Below are 22,844 nucleotides of genomic sequence, written 5' to 3' on the forward strand. Positions count from 1 at the left end.
ATCCCTGTCCCGATGAAAAACGGCGCGCATCCCTGCGCGCCGCCCTCCGGGTCTCCAAGCGCTCTCGCGAGATCGATACGCCGCCGAGCTCCTCAAGCCAAGAGCAAGCAAGGTCTCCCGCTTGCTCGATACATACGACACCGGGAGCCCCGCAGTCGCCGCCTAATGACCGCAGGAAACCGGACAAGACACTGGTCCCACAGGCCCCGCGAAACTTTTCAGCTGGGATGTCACACGGTGACACCCTGGATCGTCGAACCGGTATAAGCCACTCAATCCCCACCGGAGAACGCCCCATGAGCACCACCGCCCCGATCAAGTACGAACGCGAGATTCCCGAGATCCTGGCCCAGCTCGGCCAAGTCGAGGCCGCCGTCGCCGGCCTGGGCCTGGCCAAGCCGATCTATCACCTGATCAAGCTGCGCGCCTCGCAGATCAACGGCTGCGCCTTCTGCGTGAAGATGCATCTGCGCGAGGCCCGCGCCGACGGCGAAAGCAACGATCGCCTCGACCGCCTGGTGGTCTGGCGCCACGTCGCCGACTTCAGCGCCGCCGAGCGCGCCGCCCTGGCCTGGACCGAAGCCCTGACCACGCTCGACGAGCGCACCGACTACGGCGCGTTGCGCGAAGCCCTGCGCGAGCATTACAGCGAGCAGCTGATCGGCGCGATTTCCGCGGCGGTGGCGATGATCAATCTGTGGAACCGGTTGCAGGTGTCCAAGCACTGAAGGCCGCGATCCCGCGCATACTCGCCACCCCCATCGCCGCAAGACGCGGGCGGGCAGCGCCCGCCCCACGAACCGACTCATGAACGCTTCCGACGACTCCCAACTGTTCGCGCAATCGGCGCCGATGCTGATCGGTCTGGCCTATCGCATCCTCGGCTCGCGCGCCGACGCCGAAGACGCGGTCCAGGACACCTTCCTGAAATGGCAGGACGCCGACCGCAGCGGCATCGACAACCCCGGCGCCTGGCTGACCACCGCCTGCACCCGTCGCTGCATCGACCTGCTGCGTTCGGCCCACCGCACCCGCGTCGACTACATCGGCTCCTGGCTGCCCGAACCGATCCAGACCGCCGCGGCCGAGCGTCCCGACGAACAGCTGTCGCTGGCCTCGTCGCTGTCGACCGCGTTCCTGCTGTTGCTCGAACGGTTGACCCCGAAGGAGCGTGCGGCCTATCTGCTGTACGAGATCTTCGAGCAGTCCTACGCCGACGTCGCCCGCACCCTCGAGATCGAGGAGGCCGCCTGCCGCAAGCTGGTGCAGCGCGCGCGCGCCAACGTCGAACAGGAGAAAGTCCGCCACGTCACCCCGGCCGAGCAGCAGGACCAGTTGCTGGCCGCGTTCGAGACCGCATTGACCGAGGGCCGCACCGCGCCCCTGGCAGCCTTGCTGTCCGAACAGATCACCCTGCGCGCCGACGGCGGCGGCAAGGTCGCCGCTGCGGCCGAAGCCTTGCATGGCCACGACGCGGTGCTGGGTTTCATCGAACGCATCCTGCACCCGGCCTGCCGCAACGACCGCTGGACCTTCGTCGACCTCAACGGCTCGCGCGGCGTTATCCTCGAACGCGAGGGCCGCATCGAAGCGGCGGTGAGCTTCGGCTACGACGAAGACGACCGTCTGCGCGACATCTTCATCATGCGCAACCCCGACAAGCTGGCGCGGTTGGAAGCGGTGAAGATTCGTTGAGGGTTCGGGAATCGGGAATCGGGAATCGGGAATCGGGAATCGGGAATCGGGAATCGGGAATCGGGAATCGGGAATCGGGAATCGGGAATCGGGAATCGGGAATCGGGAATCGGGAATCGGGAACAGCAAATCCCCCCTGCCCCCCTTTTTCAAAGGGGGGATGCCCGTCGGCCTCGACGAATCGCTATACCCTCGATGACCTAGCCAGCTTGTCCGGCTGAAGCCACGGGTTGCTCCCTCAACAAAGCCCCGTGCTGTTCCCCCCTTTGAAAAAGGGGGCAGGGGGATTTGCTCTAGCTCCGCACGGCGATCCCATCACCCCGAATCCGTCGCCGCGACGCCGACCGAGCGTAGATAGGCGTCCAGGCCGCGTTCGCGGGTGTCGACGAAACTCTCGCCGGTGGCTGCGTATTCGACGATGCGGTCCGGGCGGAAGCTGCGGAAATCGGTGCGCAAGCGGCACCAGGCGCCCAAGGTCCAACTGCCGCCCCAGAACGACAGACACAGCGGTTCGATCTCGCGCGCGCTGGCACGCGCCTCGCCGTCGCGGTAGACCACGCGCAGCACACGTTGTTCGAGCACCGCGCCGTGCAGGGCGTCGATCAGGCCGCTGGCCTCGATGCGGTTATCCAGCTGCGGGGCGAAGATGCGGGTGCGGGCGCTGCGGGCGCGCAGTTCCGGCGGCAGCACCGCTTCGATCTTGAGCAAGGCGGCGGTCGCGCCGCGGCCGAGGCGCTCGCCGCCGAAGGCGCGCACGAAACGCGTGCCGACCACCAGGGCTTCGAGCTCGTCGGGATTGAACATCAGCGGCGGGATGTCCGCGCCCTTGCGCAGCAGATAGCCGACCCCGGCCTCGCCCTCGATCGGCACGCCGGAGCGCTGCAGGTCGGCGACGTCGCGGTAGACCGTGCGCAGCGACACTTCCAAGGTCTGCGCCAGTTGCTGGGCGGTGATCGCATGGCGGCGTCCGCGCAGGGCATGGATCAGCAGGAACAGGCGGTCGGCGCGGCGCATCCGGCATGATCCCGCGCCGCCGCGCCGGGCTCAAGCGGCGGCGCGGGGTTCGCGGTTCGTCCGTCGCCGCCGGCGTTCATGCCCGCAGCTCCGAACGCGCGGTAGGCGCCAGCCGCAGCAGCTGCGGCGCCCGCCTGAGGTCGCCGAGCATCGCGTCGGCCAGCAGCGCGCGCCAACGCGGGTCGCCGTCCAGGGCGGCGAAGTGAGCGCGCTGCGCGGCTTCGTCGGCATAACCGGCGAACCAGACCAGCACTCGCTCGCCCTCGCGCACCGGCAGGCGTGGGTAACCGTTCGGCGACGGGTCGCTGACATAGGTCGCGAGCAATTCGGCGCCGCCGGCGCCGAGCAAGGGCACGAAGCGCTGCTCGAACAGCTCGCCGAAGCCGTCCTCGGCCGGCGCGCCCAGTTCGCAGATGCCGATTACGACCACGCCCTCGCCGCGCGCGGTGCTGCCTGCCGGCGCGCGGGCACTCGGCGCAACCGCGAACCCCGAGCCCGGCCGCAACGGCCGCAGCATCAGCACGTCGTCGTTGTCGAGCAGGGTCGCGTTGGCCGCCTCGCGATGGCGCTTCCAGATCGGCCCGCCGTAGAAAGCGTCGAGCGAAGCGGCCCGCAAGGCGTGATTGGGAAAGCCGCGCACCCAGGTGTAGCGGTCGCTCTGGTCGAGGTCGCGGAACTGCGCGATGACGTGCATGCCCACCGCCTCCTGCGATTCGACGAACTCGCGCTCGAACAGCTCAATCAGATCGTCGCGACGGCCCGGCTGCATCCGGTATTGGCGCAGCTCGATCACCGCGTCCTCGTGCAGCAGGCGGCCGTGCTCGTCGCTGCGGTGCATCCACATATGCCAGTTGGTTTCCCAGCTGGCGCCGCCGTCGACCGAGAATTCCTGATGCCAATGCGCGGTGTTGGCGCTGATGTCGCTCCACACGAACTTGGCCAACACCGGCCGGCCTTCGTGTTCGAGTTCGCCATAGAACACGCCGACCCCGTTCTCGTAGCCGCCGACCACCGGCGGTTCGAGCACGCCGTCGTGGCTGCCGGCCCAATAGATGCTCCATTGCCGGCGTTCCAGGTTGAACAGGCGCAGGGTCATGCCCTGGAAGCCGTCCTCGGCGCCGGGACGGCCCCAGTCGGAGACGAAGGCGTCGACATTGCCGAGCCCGCCGAGCACCGGCGCGCAGGTCTGGGTGGCCAGAAAGATCTGCCAATCGTCGGAGCCGGCCAGACGCTCGCGCAGGCGTTCGTTGTGGACCTGCCAACGGCCGTGCAGGAAATCGAAGTCGTGGCGGCCGTCGCCGGCCGTGCTCGTATCGTTCATCGCTCGAACCCTCGAAAGAAAACTCAAGCCTGCCGCGTCATCCACATGACCCAGTTGGTTTCCCAGGTGCGGCCCTCGTCGGCCGACAAGGCCTGCTCCCAGCGCACGCTGTCGGCGGTGATCTCCGACCAGGTCGCGCGCGAGGGCAGCATCCGGCCTTCGTGTGCCTCCAGTCCATGGAACACGCCGATGCCGTCGCGGAAGCCGCCGCTCAGCGGCGCTTCCAGCACACCGTCGCGGTCGCTGGCCCAGTACACCTGCCATAGCTTGGTCGCCGGCTGGTACAGGCGCAGGGCGAAGCCTTCGATGCCGCCGCCCCAGGCGGTGAGGTAGCGGTCGACGCTGCCGAGCCCGCCCAGGATGGGCCGGCATTCGTCGGTGGCGTCGAACTCGATCCAGTCGTCGCTGCCGACCAGGCGCTTGGCCAGGCGTCGGTTCTTGACCTGCCAGCGGCCGTGATAGAAGTCGAAATCGTGGCGGCCGTCGTGGTCGGGCGCGGTCGGGCCGCCGCCGGCGGGCGCCGCCGCGGCCTCGGCGAACGGCGCGGCCTGCAGCACCGAACTCATCGCCGCGAGCTGCGCGCTCGCCCCCAACTGCAGGATCAATCGTCGTTGCCGGTCCATCTCGCGCTTCCCCCGTGGCCGCGTCGGGCCAGGCCGTGCCGATCGCACGCCGTCACTGTGCGCGGGGGCTGCTGCCAGCCTGCTGTCAGCAGGGCGGGGGGAAGGGCGAAAGCGCAAGCAAGGGCAAATCCCCCCTGCCCCCCTTTTTCAAAGGGGGGAGTACTTCGGGGTGTTTCGATCGGATCGGGCGGATGACACGAGCCGATCAGCACGCCTTGAATCGACCGCGCTTGCGAGTCGGCCAGGAACCGCTCCCGCACTCCATTCCCCCCTTTGAAAAAGGGGGGCCAGGGGGATTTGCTGTTGCTGTTGCTGTTGCTGTTGCTGTTGCCGTTGCTCCGGCCCCAACAGCCCCCTCAAACCACCGGGGCCGCCGGAAACACCACCCGCACCTCGAAGCCGCGCCCCGGGCCGCGCGGGTCGTCGGCGCTGCGCTCCAGGCCTTCGCCGCATTCGATGCGGGCGCCGTGGGTCTGGGCGATGCGGGCGACCAGCGACAGGCCGATGCCGCTACCGCCATCGGGGCTGCCTGGGGCGCGGTAGAAGCGGTCGAAGATGCGCTGGCAATCGTCGACCGCGACCCCGGGGCCGTTGTCGGTGACGCACAGCGCCACCGCGCCGTCGCCATCGGCGTGGCAGGACACCGCGATGGTGCCGTCGGCGCCGGCATGGCGCACCGCGTTGTCGATCAGATTGCGCAGCAGGATGCCGAGCTGGTCGACGTCGCCGAGCAAACGGGTCGGCTCGGCACGCAGGCTGATGCGTTGGCGGCGTTCGCGCGCCAGGGTCTCGAAGTCGCGGATCACCAGCACGATCAGGTCGGACAGGTCCAAGGGCGCCAGCCGCACCGATTCCTCGCCGGCATCGAGCCGGGCCAGGTCGAGCAGCTGTTCGGACAGGCGTGCGCTGCGCTGCACGCCGGCGCGCAAGCGCAGCAACGCGGCGTTCTTTTCTTCCAGGGTGTCGGCACGCAGGGCCAGCTCGGCATGGGTGCTGAGCACCGCCAACGGCGTGCGCAGTTCGTGGGCGGCGTCGGCGATGAAGCGGCGCTCGTGCTGGACCGCGGTGTCGACGCGTTCGAGCTGGCTGTTGAAGGCGTCGACCAGGGGCCGGAATTCGTTCGGCAGCTCGGCACTCGGCAGCGGCGTCAGGTCGAGCGGCGGGCGCTGGCGCAAGGTGTCGCGCAAGGTCGTCAGCGGCCGCAGCGAGCGGCCGATCACCATCCACATCGCCAGGCCGAACACCACCAGGATCAGCGCCGCGGCCAACAGGCTGCCGAGGATCCAGCCCTGCAGCTCCTGGATCGCCATCTGCTTGGTACGGCCAACCTGCACCACCAGGCCGCGCTGGCGGTCGGTGAGGCTGTAGACCTGCCAGCGCTCGCCATGGATCTCGCGGCGGGCGAAGCCGTCGCGGAAGTCCGGCTTCAACGGTTCCAGCGGCGCGGCCGCCGAATACACCACGTTGCGGCCCTGCGCCCACACCTGGAAGCTCATCTTGCGATCGGCGGCGACCGGCACGGTGACGCGCTTGGGATCGCGCGAGGGCAAGCGCTCCAAGCCTTCCGGCATCGACGCCAGCACCTGCTCGGCGATCTCGCGCAGCGAGTTGTCGAGAAAGCCGGTGTGTTCGCGGCCGAGCTGCCAGATCTGGCAGCCCATCCATACGAACCAGGCCAGCAGCACGCTCTTGATCAGGACGAAGGTCAGGCGCCAGCGCAACGAGCGCGTGCCGCGGCAACGTTTGTCGGCGACCGCCGCGGGCGCGGCCGGCGCAGGCGTAGCGGGTGCAGGCGCAGCGGGCGCGCTCATGCCGCCCCCGCGCCGACGCGATAGCCGTAGCCGTGCACGGTCACGATCAGGTGTTCGCCGAGCTTGCGCCGCAGCTGGTGCACGTACACCGCGATGGTGTTGCTTTCGATGGTGCCGGAGCTGCCGTACACGGCTTCCTCGAGTTGCTCGCGGGTGACCACCCGGCCCTGGCGTTCGAGCAACAGCATCAGGGTGCGGAACTCGTGCCCGCTCAGCGCGACCGGTTCGCCGTCGCGGGTGACCAGGCGCCGCGCCGGGTCGAGCACCACCGTGCCGCAGCTCAGCACCGGCGAAACCCGGCCCTGGCTGCGCCGCATCACCGCGCGCAGGCGCGCACACAACTCGTCGAGCTGGAAAGGTTTGACGATGTAGTCGTCGGCGCCGGCATCGAGCCCGGCGATGCGTTCGCTGAGCTTGTCGCGCGCGGTCACGATCAACACCGGGGTGGCGTCGTAACGGCCGCGCAGGGTCGCCAGCACGCCCAGGCCGCTGCCGCCGGGCAGGCCGAGATCGAGCAGGACCGCGTCGAAGTCGTGATCGACCAGGGCGGTCTTCGCCAAGGGCGCATCGGCGACCCAATCGACGCGCCAACCGTCGTGTATCAGGCCTGCGCGCACCGCCTCGGCGAGCATCGCGTCGTCTTCCACCAGCAGGATGTTCATGCCTCGCCTTGCGTCACCTTGTCGCATCGCCGGCCGCACAGTGCGCCGGCACGATTAAAAACTTCTTAAAAGCGGGCGCGCAGGATGCGCTGCATCCCGTGCATCCCGGTCAGGAGCCTCGCCATGCTCGCCCCGCCGTTCTTCGCCGCCGCTGTCGGCGCCTCGCGCGCACCGCTGCCGACGATGCTACCCCCGCCGGCGCGGATCGACGCGCCCGCGTCCGCACCGCCGCGGCGACGACGACGCAGCGCCGATGCCCCTGCCCGTACCGCCGCCTCCCCCTCCCTCTCCCGGAATCCGCCGCCCATGAAGCCCCTGCTTGCCGCCCCCGACCCGTCCGCCCTCGCGCCCAGGACCTTGGCCGGTCTCGTGGTCCGCCCGGTGGTCCGCGAAGACGCCGCCGTGCTGATCGAGCTGTGCAACGAACACGCCGAACAGCTGGCCCTGGAACGCCGGCCCTACGGCCCGCCGCGCAGCGATGCGCTGGAGTTGATGGAAGTGCTGTTCGAGCCGCCGTTCGGCGCCTGGGCCTGGATCGCCGAGGTCGACGGCCTGCACGTCGGCTACGCCAGCGCCACCGCCGGCTTCTCGATGCTCGAGCGCGCCTATTGCCTGCAGCTCGACGACCCCTACCTGCGCGCGCCCTGGCGCGATCGCGGCATCGAGGCCGAGTTGTTCCGCCAGGCGCTCGATGCCGCACGCCGCTTCGGCTGCCTCAACCTGCAATGCCAGTCGCCGGTCTGGAGCGACGCCGCGCGCGGTGCCGACGCCCCGGTGCGCGCGTTGCGCATGGACGCGATGCGCTACGTAGTGCGGATGGACAGCGAGACCGCCGAAGCCTGAGCCTCGAACGCGGATCCGCTGCCCCCTCAGGCGGACCGCGGCTCGCGCTCGAACAGATCCGACTGAACGGCGCCGTCCTCGTCTTCGGCGAAACCCGACAGGCCGACGCCGACCAGCCGGAACAGGGTCTGCGCCGGCAGCTCGACCCGCGCGCGCAGCGCGCAGGCGATGTCGGCCAGTTCGGCCTCGTCGGCGGGCGGATGCGCCGCGGTCAGGCTGCGGGTGAGGATGCGGAAGTCGGCGGTCTTGAGTTTCAACACCACGGTCCGCGCGACCCGCCCCGGGCTGCGCTGCAGTTCGCGCTGATAGCCGGCCCAGGTCTTGCCGGCGAGGCGGCGGATGTCGGCCTCGACCTGCTCCAGCGGCAGGTCGCGCTCGAAGGTGTCCTCCGAGGACACCTGCAGGGTCGGCCGCTCCGGCTCGACCGCGTTGTGGTCGATGCCGAGCGAGAGTTCGTGCAAGCGCCGGCCCCAGCGGCCGAAGCGCTGTTCCAGGGCGAGCGCGCCGAGTGCGCGCAAGTCGGCGACCACGCTGACGCCGAGTTCGGCGAGCTTGGCCTCCATGACCTTGCCGACCCCGGGCAGGCGCCCGACCGGCAGCGGCGCCAGGAAGGCCTCGACCTGATGCGGGCGGATCACGAACAGGCCGTCGGGCTTGTTCCAGTCGGAGGCGATCTTGGCCAGGAACTTGTTCGAAGCCACCCCGGCCGATGCGGTCAGCTGGGTCTCCTCGCGGATCGCCGCGCGAATCGCCTCGGCGGTCGCGGTCGCCGACGGCAGGCCGGTCTTGGTGGTGGTGACGTCGAGATAGGCCTCGTCGAGCGACAAGGGTTCGATCAGGTCGGTGTGACGGGCGAAGATCTCGCGCACCTGGCGCGAGACCGCCTTGTAGCGCACGAAGTCCGGTGGCACGAACACCGCCTGCGGGCACAGGCGTTCGGCGCGCACCGCCGGCATCGCCGAGCGCACCCCGAACTTGCGCGCCTCATAACTGGCCGCGCACACCACCGAACGCGCGCCGCGCCAGGCCACCACGACCGGCTGGCCGCGCAATTCCGGCGCATCGCGCTGCTCCACCGACGCGTAGAACGCGTCCATGTCGACGTGCAGGACTTTGCGGCTGGGCGCGGATTCGGACACGGCACCGGGGCAGACGGACGAACGCGCCATGGTAGCGCTTCGCCGCCTGCCTGCTTGCGCCGTGTCGGGCGCTTATCCGCATGAATCGGTTCCAGCGCGCGACGCCGACGCCGCGACGCTCAGAGCGGCTGGTACAGCACTTCGAGCTGGTCGACGCTGTTGAGGCCGGCGCCGTAGGTGCCGTCGCCGCGATCGACCTGCCCGGCGTTCGGCAGCGCGTTGACCAACGCAGCGAAAGCGTCCGGGACATTGTCCTGCCACAGCTCGATCTGGCCGACGATGGATTGATTCTCCGGGAAGCCGGCCAGCAACGCGGTCACGGTGGGCACGTCGGCGGCGGTGAACTGCTGATCCTGGTCGTTCACCATCACCAGATGGATGCCGATGACCTCGGTGGCATCGACATTGCTGGCGACGATGCCGATGCAGGAAGTGAAGTTGCCGAACTGCACCGTCGGCACGGGCTGGCCGTTGACCGGCAGAATCGCCTGCGCGCTGGCCCATTCGCATTCGCCGATGTTGAGCGGGGTGAAGCAACGAGCGATCTGATAAGGCATCTGAAGTCTCCTGTGGGTGGGACGCAGCGGATGCAGCGCCGGAGTTCCTTCTAGCGGCCCCGACCGCGGTGCGATATGCGGACGCGGTCCGCAGCGCGGCATCGTGTCGGCTCCGGCATCGCAAAGGCTTTGGCATCGCGTCGGATCCGGCGCGCAAACGCCGCCTGCGTCGCGGATCGCCCTGCGCACCGCCATCGCCGCTTCACGGCCACGCGCCGGCCGCGTTCTGGCGGACATGACTATCTCTCTACGCACAGACGCCGACGAAGCGGCCATCGAGTCGCATCCCTGCTTCGCCGGCCTGCCGGAACCGGAATCGGTCGAGTTCGAAGTCCTGTGCCGGTTCTGCGAAGCGCACCGGGTCGAAGTGCTGTCGTCGCTGCCCTGGGTCGCGGCCGAGGTCGCCGCGCTCGAAGGCTTCGACGCCATGCTGCGGCTGGTGCGCCGCCACGGCGGCCGCCGGCTGTACCTGTCGCGCAGCCGCAAGGCCTGCTCGACCCGTCTCGGGGTGGAGCTGGACGCCCCCACCCACCGCCGCCTGCTCGAGCGCGCCAGCGCCGCCGGCACCATCGAGATCCCTTCGGCCTGGGGCGTGTTCGTCGGCCTGCGCCGGGTCGGCATCCGCGCCGCGGTGCGTGCCGGCCGCAGCCAACGCGAGGTGGCCCAGACCTTCGGCGTGACCGAGCGCCATCTGCGCCGCGAAGCCGACAGCCTGCGTCCGGACTGACGTCGCCCCGCCTGATTGCGTCCCGACTGATGGGCCCCGACTGAACATGGGCGCCGGCCGGACTGCGCCGCGCGCACGGCATCGGCGACAATGGCGGCCCTCGCCGCCACCGTCCCCGCCATGTCCGCTACCTCCCCCGTTCCCAGCAGCATTTCCCTGACCCGCTACCTGATCGAAGAACAGCGCGCCGGACGCATCAACCCCGACCTGCGCCTGCTGATCGAAGTCGTCGCCCGCGCCTGCAAGACCATCTCGATCGCGGTCGGCAAGGGCGCGCTCGGCGGCGTGCTCGGCGAAGCCGGCACCCCCGGCGAAGCCAGCATGAACATCCAGGGCGAGGCGCAGAAGAAGCTCGACGTGCTCAGCAACGAGATCCTGCTCGAAGCCAACGCCTGGGGCGGCCACCTCGCCGGCCTGGCCTCGGAAGAGATGGACACCTCGCACCCGATCCCGGACGTCTACCCGCGCGGCAACTACCTGCTGCTGTTCGATCCCCTCGACGGTTCGTCCAACATCGACGTCAACATCTCGGTCGGCACCATCTTCTCGGTGCTGCGCTGCCCGGATGGCGTGACCCAGGCCGCCGACAAGGACTTCCTCCAGGCCGGCACCGAACAGGTCTGCGCCGGCTACACCACCTACGGCCCGAGCACGATGCTGGTGCTGACCATCGGCAACGGCACCCATGCCTTCACCCTCGACCGCGAAGTCGGCAGCTTCGTGATGACCACGCGCAACATGACCATTCCCGAGGAAACCAAGGAATTCGCGGTCAACATGTCCAACCAGCGCCACTGGCAGCCGCCGATGCAGGCCTACGTGGCCGATCTGCTGGCCGGCAAGGAAGGCCCGCGCGGCAAGGACTTCAACATGCGCTGGGTCGCCTCGATGGTCGCCGACGTGCACCGCATCCTGACCCGCGGCGGCATCTTCAGCTATCCGCTCGACGCCAAGTGCGCCGACAAGGGCGGCAAGCTGCGCCTGATGTACGAAGCCAACCCGATGAGCTTCCTGGTCGAACAGGCCGGCGGCGCCGCCAGCACCGGCCGTCAGCGCATGCTGGAAGTGCAGCCGACCGGCCTGCACATGCGCGTGCCGGTGTTCATCGGCAGCAAGCAGGAAGTCGAAACCGCGGTGCGTTACCACCGCGAGCACGATGCTGAACAGGCTTGATCCAGGCTTGAACGCCCTCTGAAACGGTGGCTCTCCCCGCTCTCGGGGAGAGCCATCGGGCCGACGGACCCGATTCGCGCGGTACGCTGCGCAGCACCGAATTCCTCACCAAGCTGAACACGTTGCCCCATTGCTGAATCGGCTTTTTTCCGCTGCCTAAACGCGCATCGTGGGCCAGACCGGTCGTCCGATGACCGGCTTTGCTTCGAGTGTGCGTTAGTAGTAAGACTTGCGGTAATTGCCGGCGCCTTGCGCCCGCGGGGAAGAACAATGTCGAACAGCACTCGGCGCGACCTGGGGGGTCGTTACGCGACCAACGGCGTGGCATCGCCGAAACTTGCGATAGCGCGCGACATCGGAGGCCGCGAACTCCTCTATCTGAGCCCCGGCGGCGCCGGGCGCATGCACGCCCTGGCGGCGTTGCAGACTTTAGGCTGGACCTTGCGCCGCGCCGTCGATGCGCGCGCCGCGCTGCGTATGTTGCACGCCAACCTGCGCCTGCCGCATGCGGTGTTGATCGATCTGCGCGAAGGTTTCGATGCGCGCGATCTCGAAGAACTCGGTCCGGCCCTGAGTGCGCACAACGCCGGCTGGATCGCCGGCGTCTCCACGGACCAGATCGAAGACCCGGTCGTGCGCCGCCTGATTCGCGACTACTGCTACGACTACGTCACCCTGCCCTGCCCCGAGGCCGTGCTGCATACGGTGATCGGCCACGCCTACGGCATGGCCGCGCTGGCCTGCGGTCACAACGACGATGCCGTATCGAGCTACGTCGACGGCATGGTCGGCGAAAGCGACGCCATGCGCTCGCTGTGCCGGATCTTGAACAAGGCCGCCTCGACCGACGCGCCGGCCTTCATCGCCGGCGAAACCGGCACCGGCAAGGAACTCGCGGCGATGGCGATCCACCGCCATTCGCGCCGCCAGCGCAATCCCTTCGTCGCGATCAACTGCGGCGCGATTCCGCACAACCTGATCGAGTCGGAGCTGTTCGGCTACGAACGCGGCGCCTTCACCGGCGCGCAGCAGCGCAAGCTCGGCCGCATCGAAATGGCCAACGGCGGCACCTTGTTCCTCGACGAAATCGGCGACCTGCCGCTGGAAAGCCAGACCTCGCTGCTGCGTTTCCTCGAACAAGGCAGCATCGACCGGCTCGGCGGTCAGGGCCCCACCAAGATCGATGTGCGCATCATCTCCGCGACCCATCACGACCTCGACCTCGCCGTCGCCGAGGGCCGTTTCCGCAGCGACCTCTATCACCGCCTGTGCGTGCTGCGCCTGCAGCTGCCGCCGCTGCGCGAACGCGGCGGCGACATCGACCTGCTGGCCGACTACGCACTGCAGCGTTATTCGCAGGAAAACACCCGCGGCCTGAAGGGGTTTTCGCCGTGCGCGCGCCAGGCCATGCACCGCCACGCCTGGCCGGGCAACGTGCGCGAATTGATCAACCGCGTGCGCCAGGCCGTGGTGATGGCCGAAGGCCGCTACATCACCGCCGCCGACCTGCGCATCGGCGCGCTCGGCGACGGCCAGCCGATGACCCTGGAAGAAGCCCGCGACGCCGCCACCCGCGATGCGATCGAACGCGCCCTGCACCGCAACCGCCGCCGCCTCGGCGAATCGGCGCGCGAGCTCGGCGTATCGCGAGTGACACTGTATCGGCTGATGCAGAAGCTGGGCATGCGCAGCAACGAAGAGGACGTGCCCGAGGAAGCCGAGACCGCCTGAGCGGCGCCCTCGCCTAGCGCTTGGCTTCCTCCAGCGAACGACGCGGCAGGTCGATGGTGAACACGCAGCCGGAACCCGGAAGGTTGCGGACGCTGAGCTCGCCCTTGTTGGCCAGGATGCTGCGGCGGGCAATCGATAATCCCAATCCCAACCCGCTGGTGTCCGCGCCGGCCTGGGTGAACGGATGGAACAAGCGCTCGGCATCGCCCGGCGGCAGCCCGCCGCAACGATCCTCGACATCGATCAGGATGCGGTCGGCGGCGGCATAGGCGTTGGGAACGATCTCGCTGCCGGGATGGGAAAACTTGAACGCGTTCTGCAACAGATTGCCCGCCGCCGACAACAGCAGGTCGCGGTCGGCATCGACCGCCAACAGCGGGTCGACGTTCGAGACGGCCAGGCTGCAGTTCCTGACCTGCGCTTCGAGCGACGCCGACAGTTTGATCTCGGCGATGAAATCGGCCAGCGAAAACAGGTGCTGATGCACCGGCATCCCGGCGGTCATGCGCACCTCGGCCAGCGAACGGTCTATCAGGTTGCTCAGGCTCACCAAGGCGCGGTCGAGCACGCCGCCGGTGGCCCCGCCCAGGCCGACGTTGCCTTCCTTGATGATCGACAGCGCCAGCGTCGCGGTGCAAAGGTGGTTGCGAAGTTCGTGGGCGAAGAAGCCCAGCTTCTCGTTCAGGACGTCGACCTGCTGGCCGGCGAGAGCGAAATCGTGTTGATAGCCGAATTCGGTCACCGCATTGGCGATCGCATTGTCGAGGCAGCGATTGAGCGTCCTGAACTCGTCGATGTCGATTTGCATGCCGCGTTCGAACGCCAGGTCGGTGATCGCCTGGCACAGGTCGCCGTAGTCGTGGACGACCGCATCGATGCTGAAACCATGGGCCAGCAATTCCTTGCCGTGCAGCGCCGCGGTTTCGCCGATTTCCGACAAGGCCGGCTTGCCGCCGCCGGTGGGGCCGGACACCTTGCGGCTGCGCGCGGGCTCGGACGTCTGTTCGACCCGCAGGGTCTTGATGAGCTGCTCCAGGAACACGGTGATTCCGTGTTCCAGCTCCACCTCCGGCACGCCCGGCGGCGCGCGCCGGGCAACCTTGACCCGGCATCGGGCGATCAGCTCGGCGCGGTTCGATGTGAGGAACTCATGCATCATTCCGGCACGATACGCGGCCCTTGTTCAGTCTGTTGTGGCGACGGCCGGCCCGCGGACGGGCGGAACCGTCCACCGGCATCGGATCGGCCGGCGTATCGCCAGACCTCGCGCTGCCGCTGCGCCTGCCGCCCACCGCGGAGCATTAGATATATTCTTTAAAATCAATTACCTATAGCGGATTCCGGGGCGGCGCCATCGATTCCGGCGACTGTCGCCTATGCGCATCGCGCCGGCCGCGGCGGCCCGGCCGTGTCGATTCGCCGCCTTGCCGTTCGTCGGATGGATATCACCGCAAACGACGGAGCACCGCTATGAGGATCTATTGGATCAAGGCGCAGGCACCGCGACGGGTACTGGCGCTGGTCAAACACCTCGGCATCGACGCCGAGCTGATCGAGAAAGACCTGATGGCCGGCGAACTCAAGGCCGCCGACTACGCCGCCCTCAACCCCAACTGCAAGGCGCCGACGCTGGTCGATGGCGACCGGGTGCTGTGGGAATCCTCGGCGATCATGGCCTACCTGTGCATCAAGCACGGCTCGGACATGTGGCCGGCGCACTCGCCCGACGAACAGATCGACGTGCTGCGCTGGCTGTCGTGGAACGACTGCCACTGGGCGAACGCGGTCTCGCCGTTCTACTTCGAACACGTGGTCAAGAGCACGTTCGGACTCGGTCCGCCGGACCTGGAGCTGTTGAAGGCGGAAACCGCGGGACTGATCCGGTTCGCACGCGTGCTCGACGCCCACCTTGCCGATCGCCGCTACGTGGCTTGCGGCCGGCTGACCATCGCCGACTTCCAACTCGCCTCGATGGCGGCCTACTGGCGCGAATCGGACATGCCGCTCGATGCGTTCGCGAACATCCTGCGCTGGCTCGACGACCTGATGCGCATCCCGGCCTGGGCCGCCCCCTGGCCGAGCGAAACCCGGCCGCTGACTGAGGTCGCGGTTGCGGCGGGCTGAGCCCCGCATCGCCATCCGTGAGCGCCGAGTGCGTCGGTTGCGCGCTCTTTCTCACATCGCCCCCTTTGGCAAAGGGGGCGAGCGCCCGGCAGAGCGCGAGGTCCGATGCGGCCTTCGGCGCGGGGGATTTGCTGTTCGGCGCCATGCATTGCAAGCAACGCAAGCAGTTCCCTGCCCCCGATGCGGAGAAGGAACAGCAAAAGCAAGAGCGCCGGACAAAAAATCGGGACGGAGGCCTCACACCTCCGCCCCGGCGCGAGCGTCGTCGAAAGCGACGCCTCTCCCGCAGAAAACCTGCCTGATGTTCGGCCCCATGCTCCCCTGGCGCAGTTCCCCTGTTGCAATGCCTGCGTTGCGACTCCCCTGGTGCGACTCCCCTGGTGCGACTCCCCTGGTGCGACTCCCCGGTACGACTCCCCTAGAACGAGCGCGAAGTGCGCATCGCGAATACGAAGTTCGGCGCGTCCGGCGTCAGGCCCGCGGCGATCTGGCCGTTGAAGGTCCACCCCGACGGCAGCACATAACTGGCACCGATGTTGAGCGTGGTGCTGTTGCTGGAACTGCCCGGCACGCGCCGCTTCGGCCCGCCGGGCGCGGTGGTGTGGGTGGCGCCGGTGGCGGCGGTGGCGACGCTGAAACTGACCGCGGAACGATCGTTGAGGGCGATGGCCAGGCCACCGCTCAGCAAGATGGTGTTGCCCAGTTCGACCCGCGCCGGCGAAACCTGCTCGGCCACCGGCGAGATGTCGTCGAAGTCCGTGGGCTGGTTGTAGGTGTAGCCGATGTTGCCGAACAGGATCACCGGATCGTAGGTGCGCAAAGCCGAGACATTGAACGTCGCGCTCCAGATACCCGAACCGGTCGGCAGGTTCTCCGGAATATTGAGGTTGTTGTTGTCGTCGTCGGGTTGGATCAACTTGAGGCCGAACGGGTCGCGCCCTGTCGGCGCGCGTACCCGCAGGCTGGTGACGATGTCGGGCCAGCGCTGCGACTCCTTGACCCACTGGTAGTAGGCCGCAACGCTGGCATCGCCCATGCCTTGCGAACGCATGTTGACCTCGCTGACCACGCTGGAGGCGCCGCCGGCGCCGCCGCTGACGAATCGCGAATCGCGGTACACGTAGGGCAGGCTGGCTTCGACGCTGAAGCGGTCGGTGAAACCGTAGCGGCCGGTGAGGTCGACGGTGGCGACGGTGGCCTTGGTCTGGTCCAGGTTGATGCTGCCGAGGAAGATCGCATCCAGCGCCAGGAACCCGCTCAGCGCGAGCTGGCGGCGGTCGTAGTAGCTGTAACTCAGGCCGGTATCGAGGGTGAACTTGCGCTCGAACAAGGGCGCGTGTTCGCGCACCACCAGGGCTTTTTCCCGCTCGCGGCGTTGCGCGTCTTCCTCGCGTTGGGTCTGGCCGACCTGGACCGGTCCGTCGCGCTCCTGGGCGTCGTTGGCGGCGGTCGTCGAGGCCTTGCGCCGCGCTTCCTCCGAAGCCTCGCGGGCGATCTTGCTGGCGTTGTCCTGGTAGCCGGCATCGCCCGGTGCGTCGAGCCCGCGCCCGCGTTGGCTCAGTTCGAGTTCGTCGACCTGATTGCGCAGCCGCTCGATCTCGGCGCGCTGCGAAGCCAGCTCGCGGCTCATGTCGAGCATTCGTTGGTGCAGGGATACGGTGTCGGCGCCGTCTTCGGCGGCGAACGCCTGTGCGCTCAGGACGAGCGACAGGGCCAGGGTCAACGGAGTCAGCACGGCACGCATGGTCTCGACATCCTTAGCAAGAGTGAAACGTGCCGCTCAGCGCGGCAACGAACGCAGACTTTCCAGTGCCTGCAGCAGGCCGAGCTGGCCGCCCTGTTGCGGCGTGATCGCCGAGGTGACCAGCTGCAGTTGCATGCGGTTGCTGCCGTTGAGGTCGTTGCCGGCGATGCGGCCGAGCTGGACGATGCCGCCCTGCGCGCCGGCATCGAGGTGTTGCTGCAAGGACGCTCCGGGGCCGGCGACGCCCAGCTGCACGCCGCCGTCGAGGAAGGTCACCTGCGCGGTCATCGGCCCGGCGCCGGCCTGGCTCTGGGTCTGGCCGTTGAAGCCGCTGGCGTCGACCTGTTCGACGAACTGGATCGCAGTCAGATTGGACAAACGGTTGCGGTCGCCGGCGATCTGCGCGATCTGGCCGATGCCCTGGACCTGCAACGCCTCGGCGCCGCTCGCGCTGGCGTTGTCCGCGAGCGGCGCGTCCAGGCCGGCTTCGGCCTGGCTGCGCGCATCGACCTGCACGACATAGCCGCTGCCGGCGCGCTCGATCAGCAGCGAACCGCTGGCGACCGCGGCGCCTTGTTGGGCGGTGGCCAGGCTCGACACCAGGTCCACGCGCAGACCGACCAACATCTGCGCACCGAAGTACCTGCCGCAGACGGTCGCGAGCGTGGCCTCGTCGACCAGTTCGGCTTTCAGAGGGGGCAGGGCGACCGCGGGTTGGACCGCGGCCGCCGCTGCCACGAGGGCCGTGAACAGGGCACAGGGGAGTGATGGACGGTTCATCGGGCACCTCGAACGCTTTGCGTGCGCACCGGATCGATGCGCGGACATTCAGAACAAATCGGTAATCACCAGGCCGAACTCGACCACCCGCGGCGGCGCGGTCGCGCGATCGAGCGCATCCACGCGCCGCAACAGGGCCGGCGAACTGCGATGGCTGACCAGATAGGAATCGGCGCGCATCGGCCGGTCGCCGACCACCGCCAGCACGATGCCGTTCCAGCCGCGGACGAAATCGCCTTCGAGCATCACCCGATGGCCGAGCGCGGGATCGGCGACGAACACGCGTCCGCCGGCAGCGCCCTTGACCACGACGAAATGGCGATAACCCTTGAGGTCGAGCAGGGCGATCACCGGCATCTGCAAGCGGTACAAGGCATCGGCCTCGATGCGGAACCCATGCGCGCGCAGACCGACGCTTTCGACGTAACGCTTCATGTCGAGCATCGAGAAGCCGTTGCGCACGACTTCGTTGGGATCCACGCCGACCATCATCTTCTTGATCAGTTCCGGCTCGCTCACGTCCATGCCGTAGCCGTAATGCAACAGGCTGGCCAGCGCGGCCGAGCCGCAACTGAAGTCGTAGCGCTGCTGGAGCAGGTCGCGATAGCGCAGGTCGCGCATCGTGCGCATGGTCTTGACCACCGGCACCGCGCCGGTGCCGGCCAGCCGGGTCAGGTCGACGGTGCTGCTGCGTTCGACCGGCGCTTGCGTGTGGCCGGCGCCGCACCACGTTGCGGCACCCAGGCAGACCGTCATCCAGAAACCCAGCGAACGCATGTCGATACCGCCCTGAGATCGTAGTCGGCCGTCGCGGCCGGCATTGGAGGAAGGACATCCGCGGCGACCCTGATGACGGTCGCCGCGGATGGACGCAACAACGACGGTCAGTCGCCGCAATTCGCGCCGCAGGTCGGCGGCGGCGGGGGTGGTGCGCAGGCGCCGCAGGACGCGGTCGCGATCGACAGGCCGTTGTGCTGCAGGTTGCCGACGCCGGAGGCGACGTTGACGCCGATGTTGCCCTGCGCACCGGACAGGGCGTTGCCGTCGAGCGTGGCGAACAGATCCAGGCTCATGCGGCGGCCTTCGCTGTCGAGCAGGTTCATCGTCGACATCTGCTCGCTGTCGGAGGTCGCGATGGCGAGCCGGCCGGAGCTGTTGACCGACGCGGCCATGCCGTTGCCCTGAACGTTGCCGACGCCCGCGGCGACGTTGACGCCGATGTTGCCCTTGGCATTCGACAATGCGTTGCCGTCGAGCGTGGCGCTGTAGTAGGTGTGGTCGGTGTTGGTGGTGGCGTAGTTGTCGGTCGAGCTCTGGCTGCCGAACACCATCGCCGACGCGAACACCTTCTCGCCGTCGACCGCCGACAGGGCGGTGTCGTTGGCCTGAACGTTGCCGACGCCGGCGGCGACATTGGCGCCGATGTTGCCTTGCGCATCCGACAGCGCGTCGCCGCCGAGATGGGCGTCGTGATCGCCGTCGCCGAGCGACCAGTTGCTGACCGTGGTCTGGTCCTGATCGACGGTGGCGGCGGATTCGGATGCGACGCGGATCTTGCCCTTGACCCGGACCCGACCCGATACGTCGATGTTGTTGCTTACGCGGGTGCTGCTGTAGATCTCGGCGTCGTCCCCCTCGGCCAAGGCCGGCAAGGCGAGGCTCGAGACCAGGGCAAGCGCCAGCAGGCGGTGGTGAAGTTTCATGTCCAGTCTCCGTAGGCTTCGAAACAGCGCGCGAAACGGCCGCGGCCTGCGCCGCGGCCGCGCGCGGATCAGTCGCAGCTACCGCAGGACGCAGTGGCGATCGACAGGCCGTTGTGCTGCAGGTTGCCGACGCCGGCGGCGACGTTGGCGCCGATGTTGCCCTGCGCACCCGACAACGCGTTGCCCGCGAGGGTCGCGAAGGTGTCGAGATCGCAAGCGGCCGCCAGGGTGTTCAACCAGGCGTCCTGCTCGCTGTCGGAGGCGGCCTTGGCGATCGTGCCCGAGCTGTTGACCGATGCGGCCATGGCATTGCTCTGCGCGTTGCCGACGCCCGCGGTCACGTTCACCCCGATGTTGCCCTTGGCATTGGACAGCGCGTCGCCGTTGAGGGTGGCGCGGTAATCGGTGTCCTGCTGCGACGAGTAGGCGAAGTTGAAGCTCGATTCCTGGTTGTTGAAGGTCATCGCCGAAGCGAACACCTTTTCGCCGTCGACCGCGGACAACGCGGTGTCATTGGCCTGGGCGTTGCCGACGCCGGCGGCGACGTTCGCACCGATGTTGCCCTGTGCGTCCGACAAGGCGCTGCCGCCGAGGTGGGCGGTGTGGTCGCCGTCGCCGAGCGACTCGTTGGCCAGGGTGGTCTGATCCTGGTCGACGGTGGCGGCGGATTCGGATGCGACGCGGATTTTGCCCTTGACCCAGACGCGGCCGTGCACGCCGACGCTGTTGCTGACGCGGGTGGAGCTGTAGATGTCCGCGTCGTCGCCTTCGGCATAAGCTGGCGCAGCCACAGCCACGCCGAGTGCGAGGGCAAGCAGGGTGAAATGAACTTTCATGATCTCTCTCCTGGTGGTGGTTGATATCGCCTTGCGTCTGCCGCTTTTTTTTAAAAGCCCCCGGGCAGTTGGAGCACGATGGCGTTGGCCGACGCGTTGCCGACCCCCGCCGTCTGATTGATTTGCAGCACGCCTTCGCCGCCGCGGAAGGCGTCGCCGGCGATCGTCGCTTCGCGCATACGCGGTGCGTCGGCGGCGGCATCGTTTTGGGTTTCGCCGGCGATGGCGGCCAGCGCGGCATCGTCGAGCGCGCCGTCGCCCAGGCCGGCCAGCGCGCTGCCGGTCGCGAGCACGAACAGATTCGCCTGGGCATTGCCGGCGCCGGCGCTCTGGTTGAGCGAGAGCAGCCCGCGACTGTCGGCGAAGGCACCGGCACCGATGCGCGCGGAGGCGTCGCGCGATTCGTTGCGCGCATCGGACGCGGCCTGGTTCGCCTGCGCCGATGCGAGCGCCGTGCCCGCGGGCGCGGCCGCGATCGCCGCGAGGTTGCTCTGCACGTTGCCCACGCCCGCGGTCTGGTTGATCGCGGCGCGGCCATCGAGCGAACGGCCGCTGTCGGCACCGATGCGGGCATGGTCGGCACCGTTCGCAGACGGGACTTCGCTCGCCTCGGTGTCGGTCGACAGGGCGGTTGCGAACAGACACACCGCCAGCCACAGCGGCGCCAGGCGCAGCGGACGCAGACGCGCGCTCATCGGCCGTTCCCCTGAGGCGCCAAGGCCTGCATCACGCTGCCGGTGACCAGGTCGGCGATGCCGGCGGTCGCATTCGTCACCGCTCCGCCGACGCTGGCGGTCGGGCCCATCGGCGCGGTCGCCGACGGACCGAGCAAGCCGTTGTTGCCCGAGGCGCCGAGCGATTCGGTCGGCACCAGCAGGCCGGTCAGGGCCCCGGTCGCCGCGCTCGGGCTGAGCCCGCTGGAACCGTGCTGGCCGAGCTCGGCGTCGCCGATCAGGGGCGCCAGCGAACGGTCCAGGGTGCCGTGGAAGACCTGGCCGGGGAAGGTCGTCGCCTCGGTGCGGATCGGGTTCTCCTGCGCGGGCAGGGCGCGGTAGGCGATACGCGGGTGGACGGTGCGGGCGATGACCACGGTCGGGTCTTCGCTGGCCGGACCGGCCTGCTGACCTTGGGCTGCACCGGCGAACGTGACGAACATCGTGGCGAGGCCCAACGCCGCCGCGCGCGCCGCCGCCGGCTGCGAGGTCTGGGAAAAGCGGCAGGAGATCGCGGACATGGCTCGGGCTCCAAGACGACTAGGGGGTCGACGGCCGCGTCGCTTCAGCGATACGGGTGATGGACCTAGTGCGAGAGTCGTGCCAACGACATAAGAAATTGAATTTATTAGAAATTTATTCAGCCAGTAGCGGCGTGACCGGCGTAGCTGAACGAAAACGTTACAAGCGCGGAACGCGTCTTGCCGAGGCGGGCGACCGTCCCGAGCGCGGCGAAATCGCGCAATGGCTTGATTCAGTGGCCGTATAGGCTCGCGAGGAAGATGTGTAAACAGGCACACACTGGGCGTTGCCTTTTTGCAACGCGCCTCGCGTGCGAGGATGGCCGCCTTCCCGCGCTCGCTTCCCAAGCCATGTCATCGACGATCGACGCCCCGGACGATTTCATCGAGGTCTATCCCGAGGCCCTGACGCGCGAGCAATGCGCGGACCTGCTGCGCCGTTTCGATGCCAGCCGCGAGAGCGAGCCGGGCCGGGTCGGCGGCGGCGTCATGCCCGACCTCAAGGACAGCCGCGACCTGACCATCACCGGGCGCGAAGGTTGGAAGGACATCGAGATCGCCTTGAACCTGGCGGTGTTCCGCGGCCTGCTGAGCTATCTGCGCCGCTACCCGCACACGATGATCGCGCCGCTGATGCTGGAAGCGCCGTCGGCCGACGGCAAGCGCCACCGTCTCACTCCCGAACGCATGGCCGAGATGGACGACAACGCGCTGGCGCCGATCGCCCAGACCGTGTTCCGCCCCGGATCGATCAACCTGCAGCGCTACACCGCCGATCGCGGCGGTTATCCGTACTGGCATTGCGAGCTGTACCCGCGCGACCCGGGCGCCGAAACCCTGCACCGCCACGTGCTGTGGACGATCTACCTCAACGACGGCTTCGAGGAAGGCGAGACCGAGTTCCTGTATCAGCGCCGCAAGATCGTCCCGCGCGCCGGCGACCTGCTGATCGCACCGGCCGCGTTCACCCACACCCATCGCGGCAATCGGCCCAAGGGCGGCGACAAATACATCGCGACCAGCTGGATTCTGTTCCAGCGCGCAGAGCAGTTGTTCGGCGGGCGCTGAGGCTCCAGGCGCGCGGTTCGGTTGGCTAGCGGGCGAAGGCAAATCCCCGGCGCAGCCGT

Annotated in this window: 24 protein-coding genes; 8 read left to right on the forward strand and 16 right to left on the reverse strand. The window is 68.4% G+C overall.

The window, feature by feature from the left end; genetic code table 11:
• Positions 1 to 296 precede the first annotated feature (296 nt).
• Together EX88_RS0122795 and sigJ are read left to right on the forward strand one after the other, a co-directional pair.
• Complete coding sequence (locus EX88_RS0122795; protein WP_031374276.1) at positions 297 to 728, forward strand: carboxymuconolactone decarboxylase family protein; 432 nt, start codon at positions 297 to 299, stop codon at positions 726 to 728.
• 79 nt (positions 729 to 807) lie between these two features.
• Complete coding sequence (gene sigJ, locus EX88_RS0122800) at positions 808 to 1,695, forward strand: RNA polymerase sigma factor SigJ (RefSeq protein ID WP_031374277.1); 888 nt, start codon at positions 808 to 810, stop codon at positions 1,693 to 1,695.
• A gap of 315 nt (positions 1,696 to 2,010) precedes the next feature.
• Here the strand turns inward: sigJ and EX88_RS0122805 are convergent, their stop codons facing one another.
• The 6 genes from EX88_RS0122805 to EX88_RS0122830 form a co-directional block, all read right to left on the reverse strand.
• Positions 2,011 to 2,709 (reverse strand): helix-turn-helix transcriptional regulator, encoded by a 699-nt coding sequence (locus tag EX88_RS0122805; protein WP_031374278.1) that lies wholly within the window; start codon positions 2,707 to 2,709, stop codon positions 2,011 to 2,013.
• 76 nt (positions 2,710 to 2,785) lie between these two features.
• Complete coding sequence (locus EX88_RS26970) at positions 2,786 to 4,030, reverse strand: NIPSNAP family protein (protein ID WP_200875888.1); 1,245 nt, start codon at positions 4,028 to 4,030, stop codon at positions 2,786 to 2,788.
• Positions 4,031 to 4,053: 23 nt separating this feature from the next.
• The gene (locus EX88_RS0122815) at positions 4,054 to 4,653 is read right to left on the reverse strand and encodes a hypothetical protein (RefSeq protein ID WP_200875889.1); all 600 of its coding nucleotides are present in this window, start codon (positions 4,651 to 4,653) and stop codon (positions 4,054 to 4,056) included.
• A 356-nt stretch (positions 4,654 to 5,009) separates the two neighbouring features.
• Positions 5,010 to 6,464 carry an ATP-binding protein gene (locus EX88_RS0122820; RefSeq protein ID WP_051885456.1) on the reverse strand — a complete coding sequence of 485 codons (1,455 nt, stop codon included), beginning with the start codon at positions 6,462 to 6,464 and terminating at the stop codon, positions 5,010 to 5,012.
• Positions 6,461 to 7,126 (reverse strand): response regulator transcription factor, encoded by a 666-nt coding sequence (locus tag EX88_RS0122825; RefSeq protein WP_031374282.1) that lies wholly within the window; start codon positions 7,124 to 7,126, stop codon positions 6,461 to 6,463. The genes EX88_RS0122820 and EX88_RS0122825 overlap by 4 nt, the downstream gene beginning before the upstream one ends.
• 65 nt (positions 7,127 to 7,191) lie before the next feature.
• The gene (locus tag EX88_RS0122830; RefSeq protein ID WP_031374283.1) at positions 7,192 to 7,434 is read right to left on the reverse strand and encodes a hypothetical protein; all 243 of its coding nucleotides are present in this window, start codon (positions 7,432 to 7,434) and stop codon (positions 7,192 to 7,194) included.
• On the opposite strand from EX88_RS0122830, the gene EX88_RS0122835 reads away from it, so the two are divergent.
• Complete coding sequence (locus tag EX88_RS0122835) at positions 7,433 to 7,969, forward strand: GNAT family N-acetyltransferase (protein ID WP_031374284.1); 537 nt, start codon at positions 7,433 to 7,435, stop codon at positions 7,967 to 7,969. The two genes, EX88_RS0122830 and EX88_RS0122835, sit on opposite strands and share 2 nt — an antisense overlap.
• 26 nt (positions 7,970 to 7,995) lie before the next feature.
• On the opposite strand, the gene dinB is transcribed toward EX88_RS0122835, so the two are convergent.
• Positions 7,996 to 9,138 (reverse strand): DNA polymerase IV, encoded by a 1,143-nt coding sequence (gene dinB, locus EX88_RS0122840; RefSeq protein WP_051885457.1) that lies wholly within the window; start codon positions 9,136 to 9,138, stop codon positions 7,996 to 7,998.
• Positions 9,139 to 9,227: 89 nt separating this feature from the next.
• Entirely contained in the window at positions 9,228 to 9,665 is a 438-nt protein-coding gene (locus EX88_RS0122845) for a hypothetical protein (protein ID WP_031374286.1), read from the reverse strand.
• A gap of 235 nt (positions 9,666 to 9,900) precedes the next feature.
• Here EX88_RS0122845 and EX88_RS0122850 point away from each other — a divergent pair, with 235 nt between their 5' ends.
• The 3 genes from EX88_RS0122850 to EX88_RS0122860 all read left to right on the forward strand — a co-directional run bounded on the left by EX88_RS0122850 (position 9,901) and on the right by EX88_RS0122860 (position 13,296).
• Positions 9,901 to 10,392: a hypothetical protein gene (locus EX88_RS0122850; protein ID WP_031374287.1), complete on the forward strand. Its 492-nt coding sequence runs from the start codon at positions 9,901 to 9,903 to the stop codon at positions 10,390 to 10,392.
• A 120-nt stretch (positions 10,393 to 10,512) separates the two neighbouring features.
• A complete protein-coding gene (locus tag EX88_RS0122855) occupies positions 10,513 to 11,565 on the forward strand; it encodes a class 1 fructose-bisphosphatase (protein WP_031374288.1) in 1,053 nt (350 codons plus the stop codon).
• Between the two features lie 270 nt (positions 11,566 to 11,835).
• On the forward strand, positions 11,836 to 13,296 hold the full coding sequence (locus EX88_RS0122860; protein ID WP_081931394.1) for a sigma-54 dependent transcriptional regulator: 1,461 nt from the start codon (positions 11,836 to 11,838) through the stop codon (positions 13,294 to 13,296).
• Positions 13,297 to 13,309: 13 nt separating this feature from the next.
• Here EX88_RS0122860 and EX88_RS0122865 read toward each other — a convergent pair whose 3' ends face one another.
• On the reverse strand, positions 13,310 to 14,452 hold the full coding sequence (locus EX88_RS0122865) for a sensor histidine kinase (RefSeq protein ID WP_036149891.1): 1,143 nt from the start codon (positions 14,450 to 14,452) through the stop codon (positions 13,310 to 13,312).
• A 314-nt stretch (positions 14,453 to 14,766) separates the two neighbouring features.
• Between EX88_RS0122865 and EX88_RS0122870 the strand changes: the two genes are divergently transcribed.
• Positions 14,767 to 15,420, forward strand: a complete 654-nt coding sequence (locus tag EX88_RS0122870) for a glutathione S-transferase family protein (protein WP_031374291.1) — start codon at positions 14,767 to 14,769, stop codon at positions 15,418 to 15,420.
• Positions 15,421 to 15,838: 418 nt separating this feature from the next.
• Here EX88_RS0122870 and EX88_RS0122875 read toward each other — a convergent pair whose 3' ends face one another.
• The 7 genes from EX88_RS0122875 to EX88_RS0122905 all read right to left on the reverse strand — a co-directional run bounded on the left by EX88_RS0122875 (position 15,839) and on the right by EX88_RS0122905 (position 21,717).
• Positions 15,839 to 17,164, reverse strand: a complete 1,326-nt coding sequence (locus EX88_RS0122875; RefSeq protein ID WP_036149887.1) for a transporter — start codon at positions 17,162 to 17,164, stop codon at positions 15,839 to 15,841.
• A 36-nt stretch (positions 17,165 to 17,200) separates the two neighbouring features.
• Entirely contained in the window at positions 17,201 to 17,944 is a 744-nt protein-coding gene (locus tag EX88_RS0122880) for a hypothetical protein (protein ID WP_152566437.1), read from the reverse strand.
• A 48-nt stretch (positions 17,945 to 17,992) separates the two neighbouring features.
• Positions 17,993 to 18,721 (reverse strand): C39 family peptidase, encoded by a 729-nt coding sequence (locus EX88_RS0122885; protein ID WP_051885458.1) that lies wholly within the window; start codon positions 18,719 to 18,721, stop codon positions 17,993 to 17,995.
• Positions 18,722 to 18,828: 107 nt separating this feature from the next.
• Positions 18,829 to 19,647 (reverse strand): hypothetical protein, encoded by an 819-nt coding sequence (locus EX88_RS0122890; RefSeq protein WP_051885459.1) that lies wholly within the window; start codon positions 19,645 to 19,647, stop codon positions 18,829 to 18,831.
• Between the two features lie 68 nt (positions 19,648 to 19,715).
• Positions 19,716 to 20,483 (reverse strand): hypothetical protein, encoded by a 768-nt coding sequence (locus EX88_RS0122895; RefSeq protein ID WP_031374296.1) that lies wholly within the window; start codon positions 20,481 to 20,483, stop codon positions 19,716 to 19,718.
• 50 nt (positions 20,484 to 20,533) lie between these two features.
• A complete protein-coding gene (locus EX88_RS0122900) occupies positions 20,534 to 21,178 on the reverse strand; it encodes a hypothetical protein (protein ID WP_051885460.1) in 645 nt (214 codons plus the stop codon).
• Complete coding sequence (locus EX88_RS0122905; RefSeq protein ID WP_031374298.1) at positions 21,175 to 21,717, reverse strand: hypothetical protein; 543 nt, start codon at positions 21,715 to 21,717, stop codon at positions 21,175 to 21,177. Before EX88_RS0122905 ends, EX88_RS0122900 begins: the two co-directional genes overlap by 4 nt.
• A gap of 351 nt (positions 21,718 to 22,068) precedes the next feature.
• On the opposite strand from EX88_RS0122905, the gene EX88_RS0122910 reads away from it, so the two are divergent.
• The gene (locus EX88_RS0122910) at positions 22,069 to 22,785 is read left to right on the forward strand and encodes a 2OG-Fe(II) oxygenase (RefSeq protein WP_031374299.1); all 717 of its coding nucleotides are present in this window, start codon (positions 22,069 to 22,071) and stop codon (positions 22,783 to 22,785) included.
• Positions 22,786 to 22,844 lie beyond the last annotated feature (59 nt).

Origin of the sequence: Lysobacter antibioticus (assembly GCF_000731095.1) — a bacterium.
In the GTDB taxonomy this organism is placed as follows: Bacteria; Pseudomonadota; Gammaproteobacteria; order Xanthomonadales; family Xanthomonadaceae; genus Lysobacter; species Lysobacter antibioticus_B.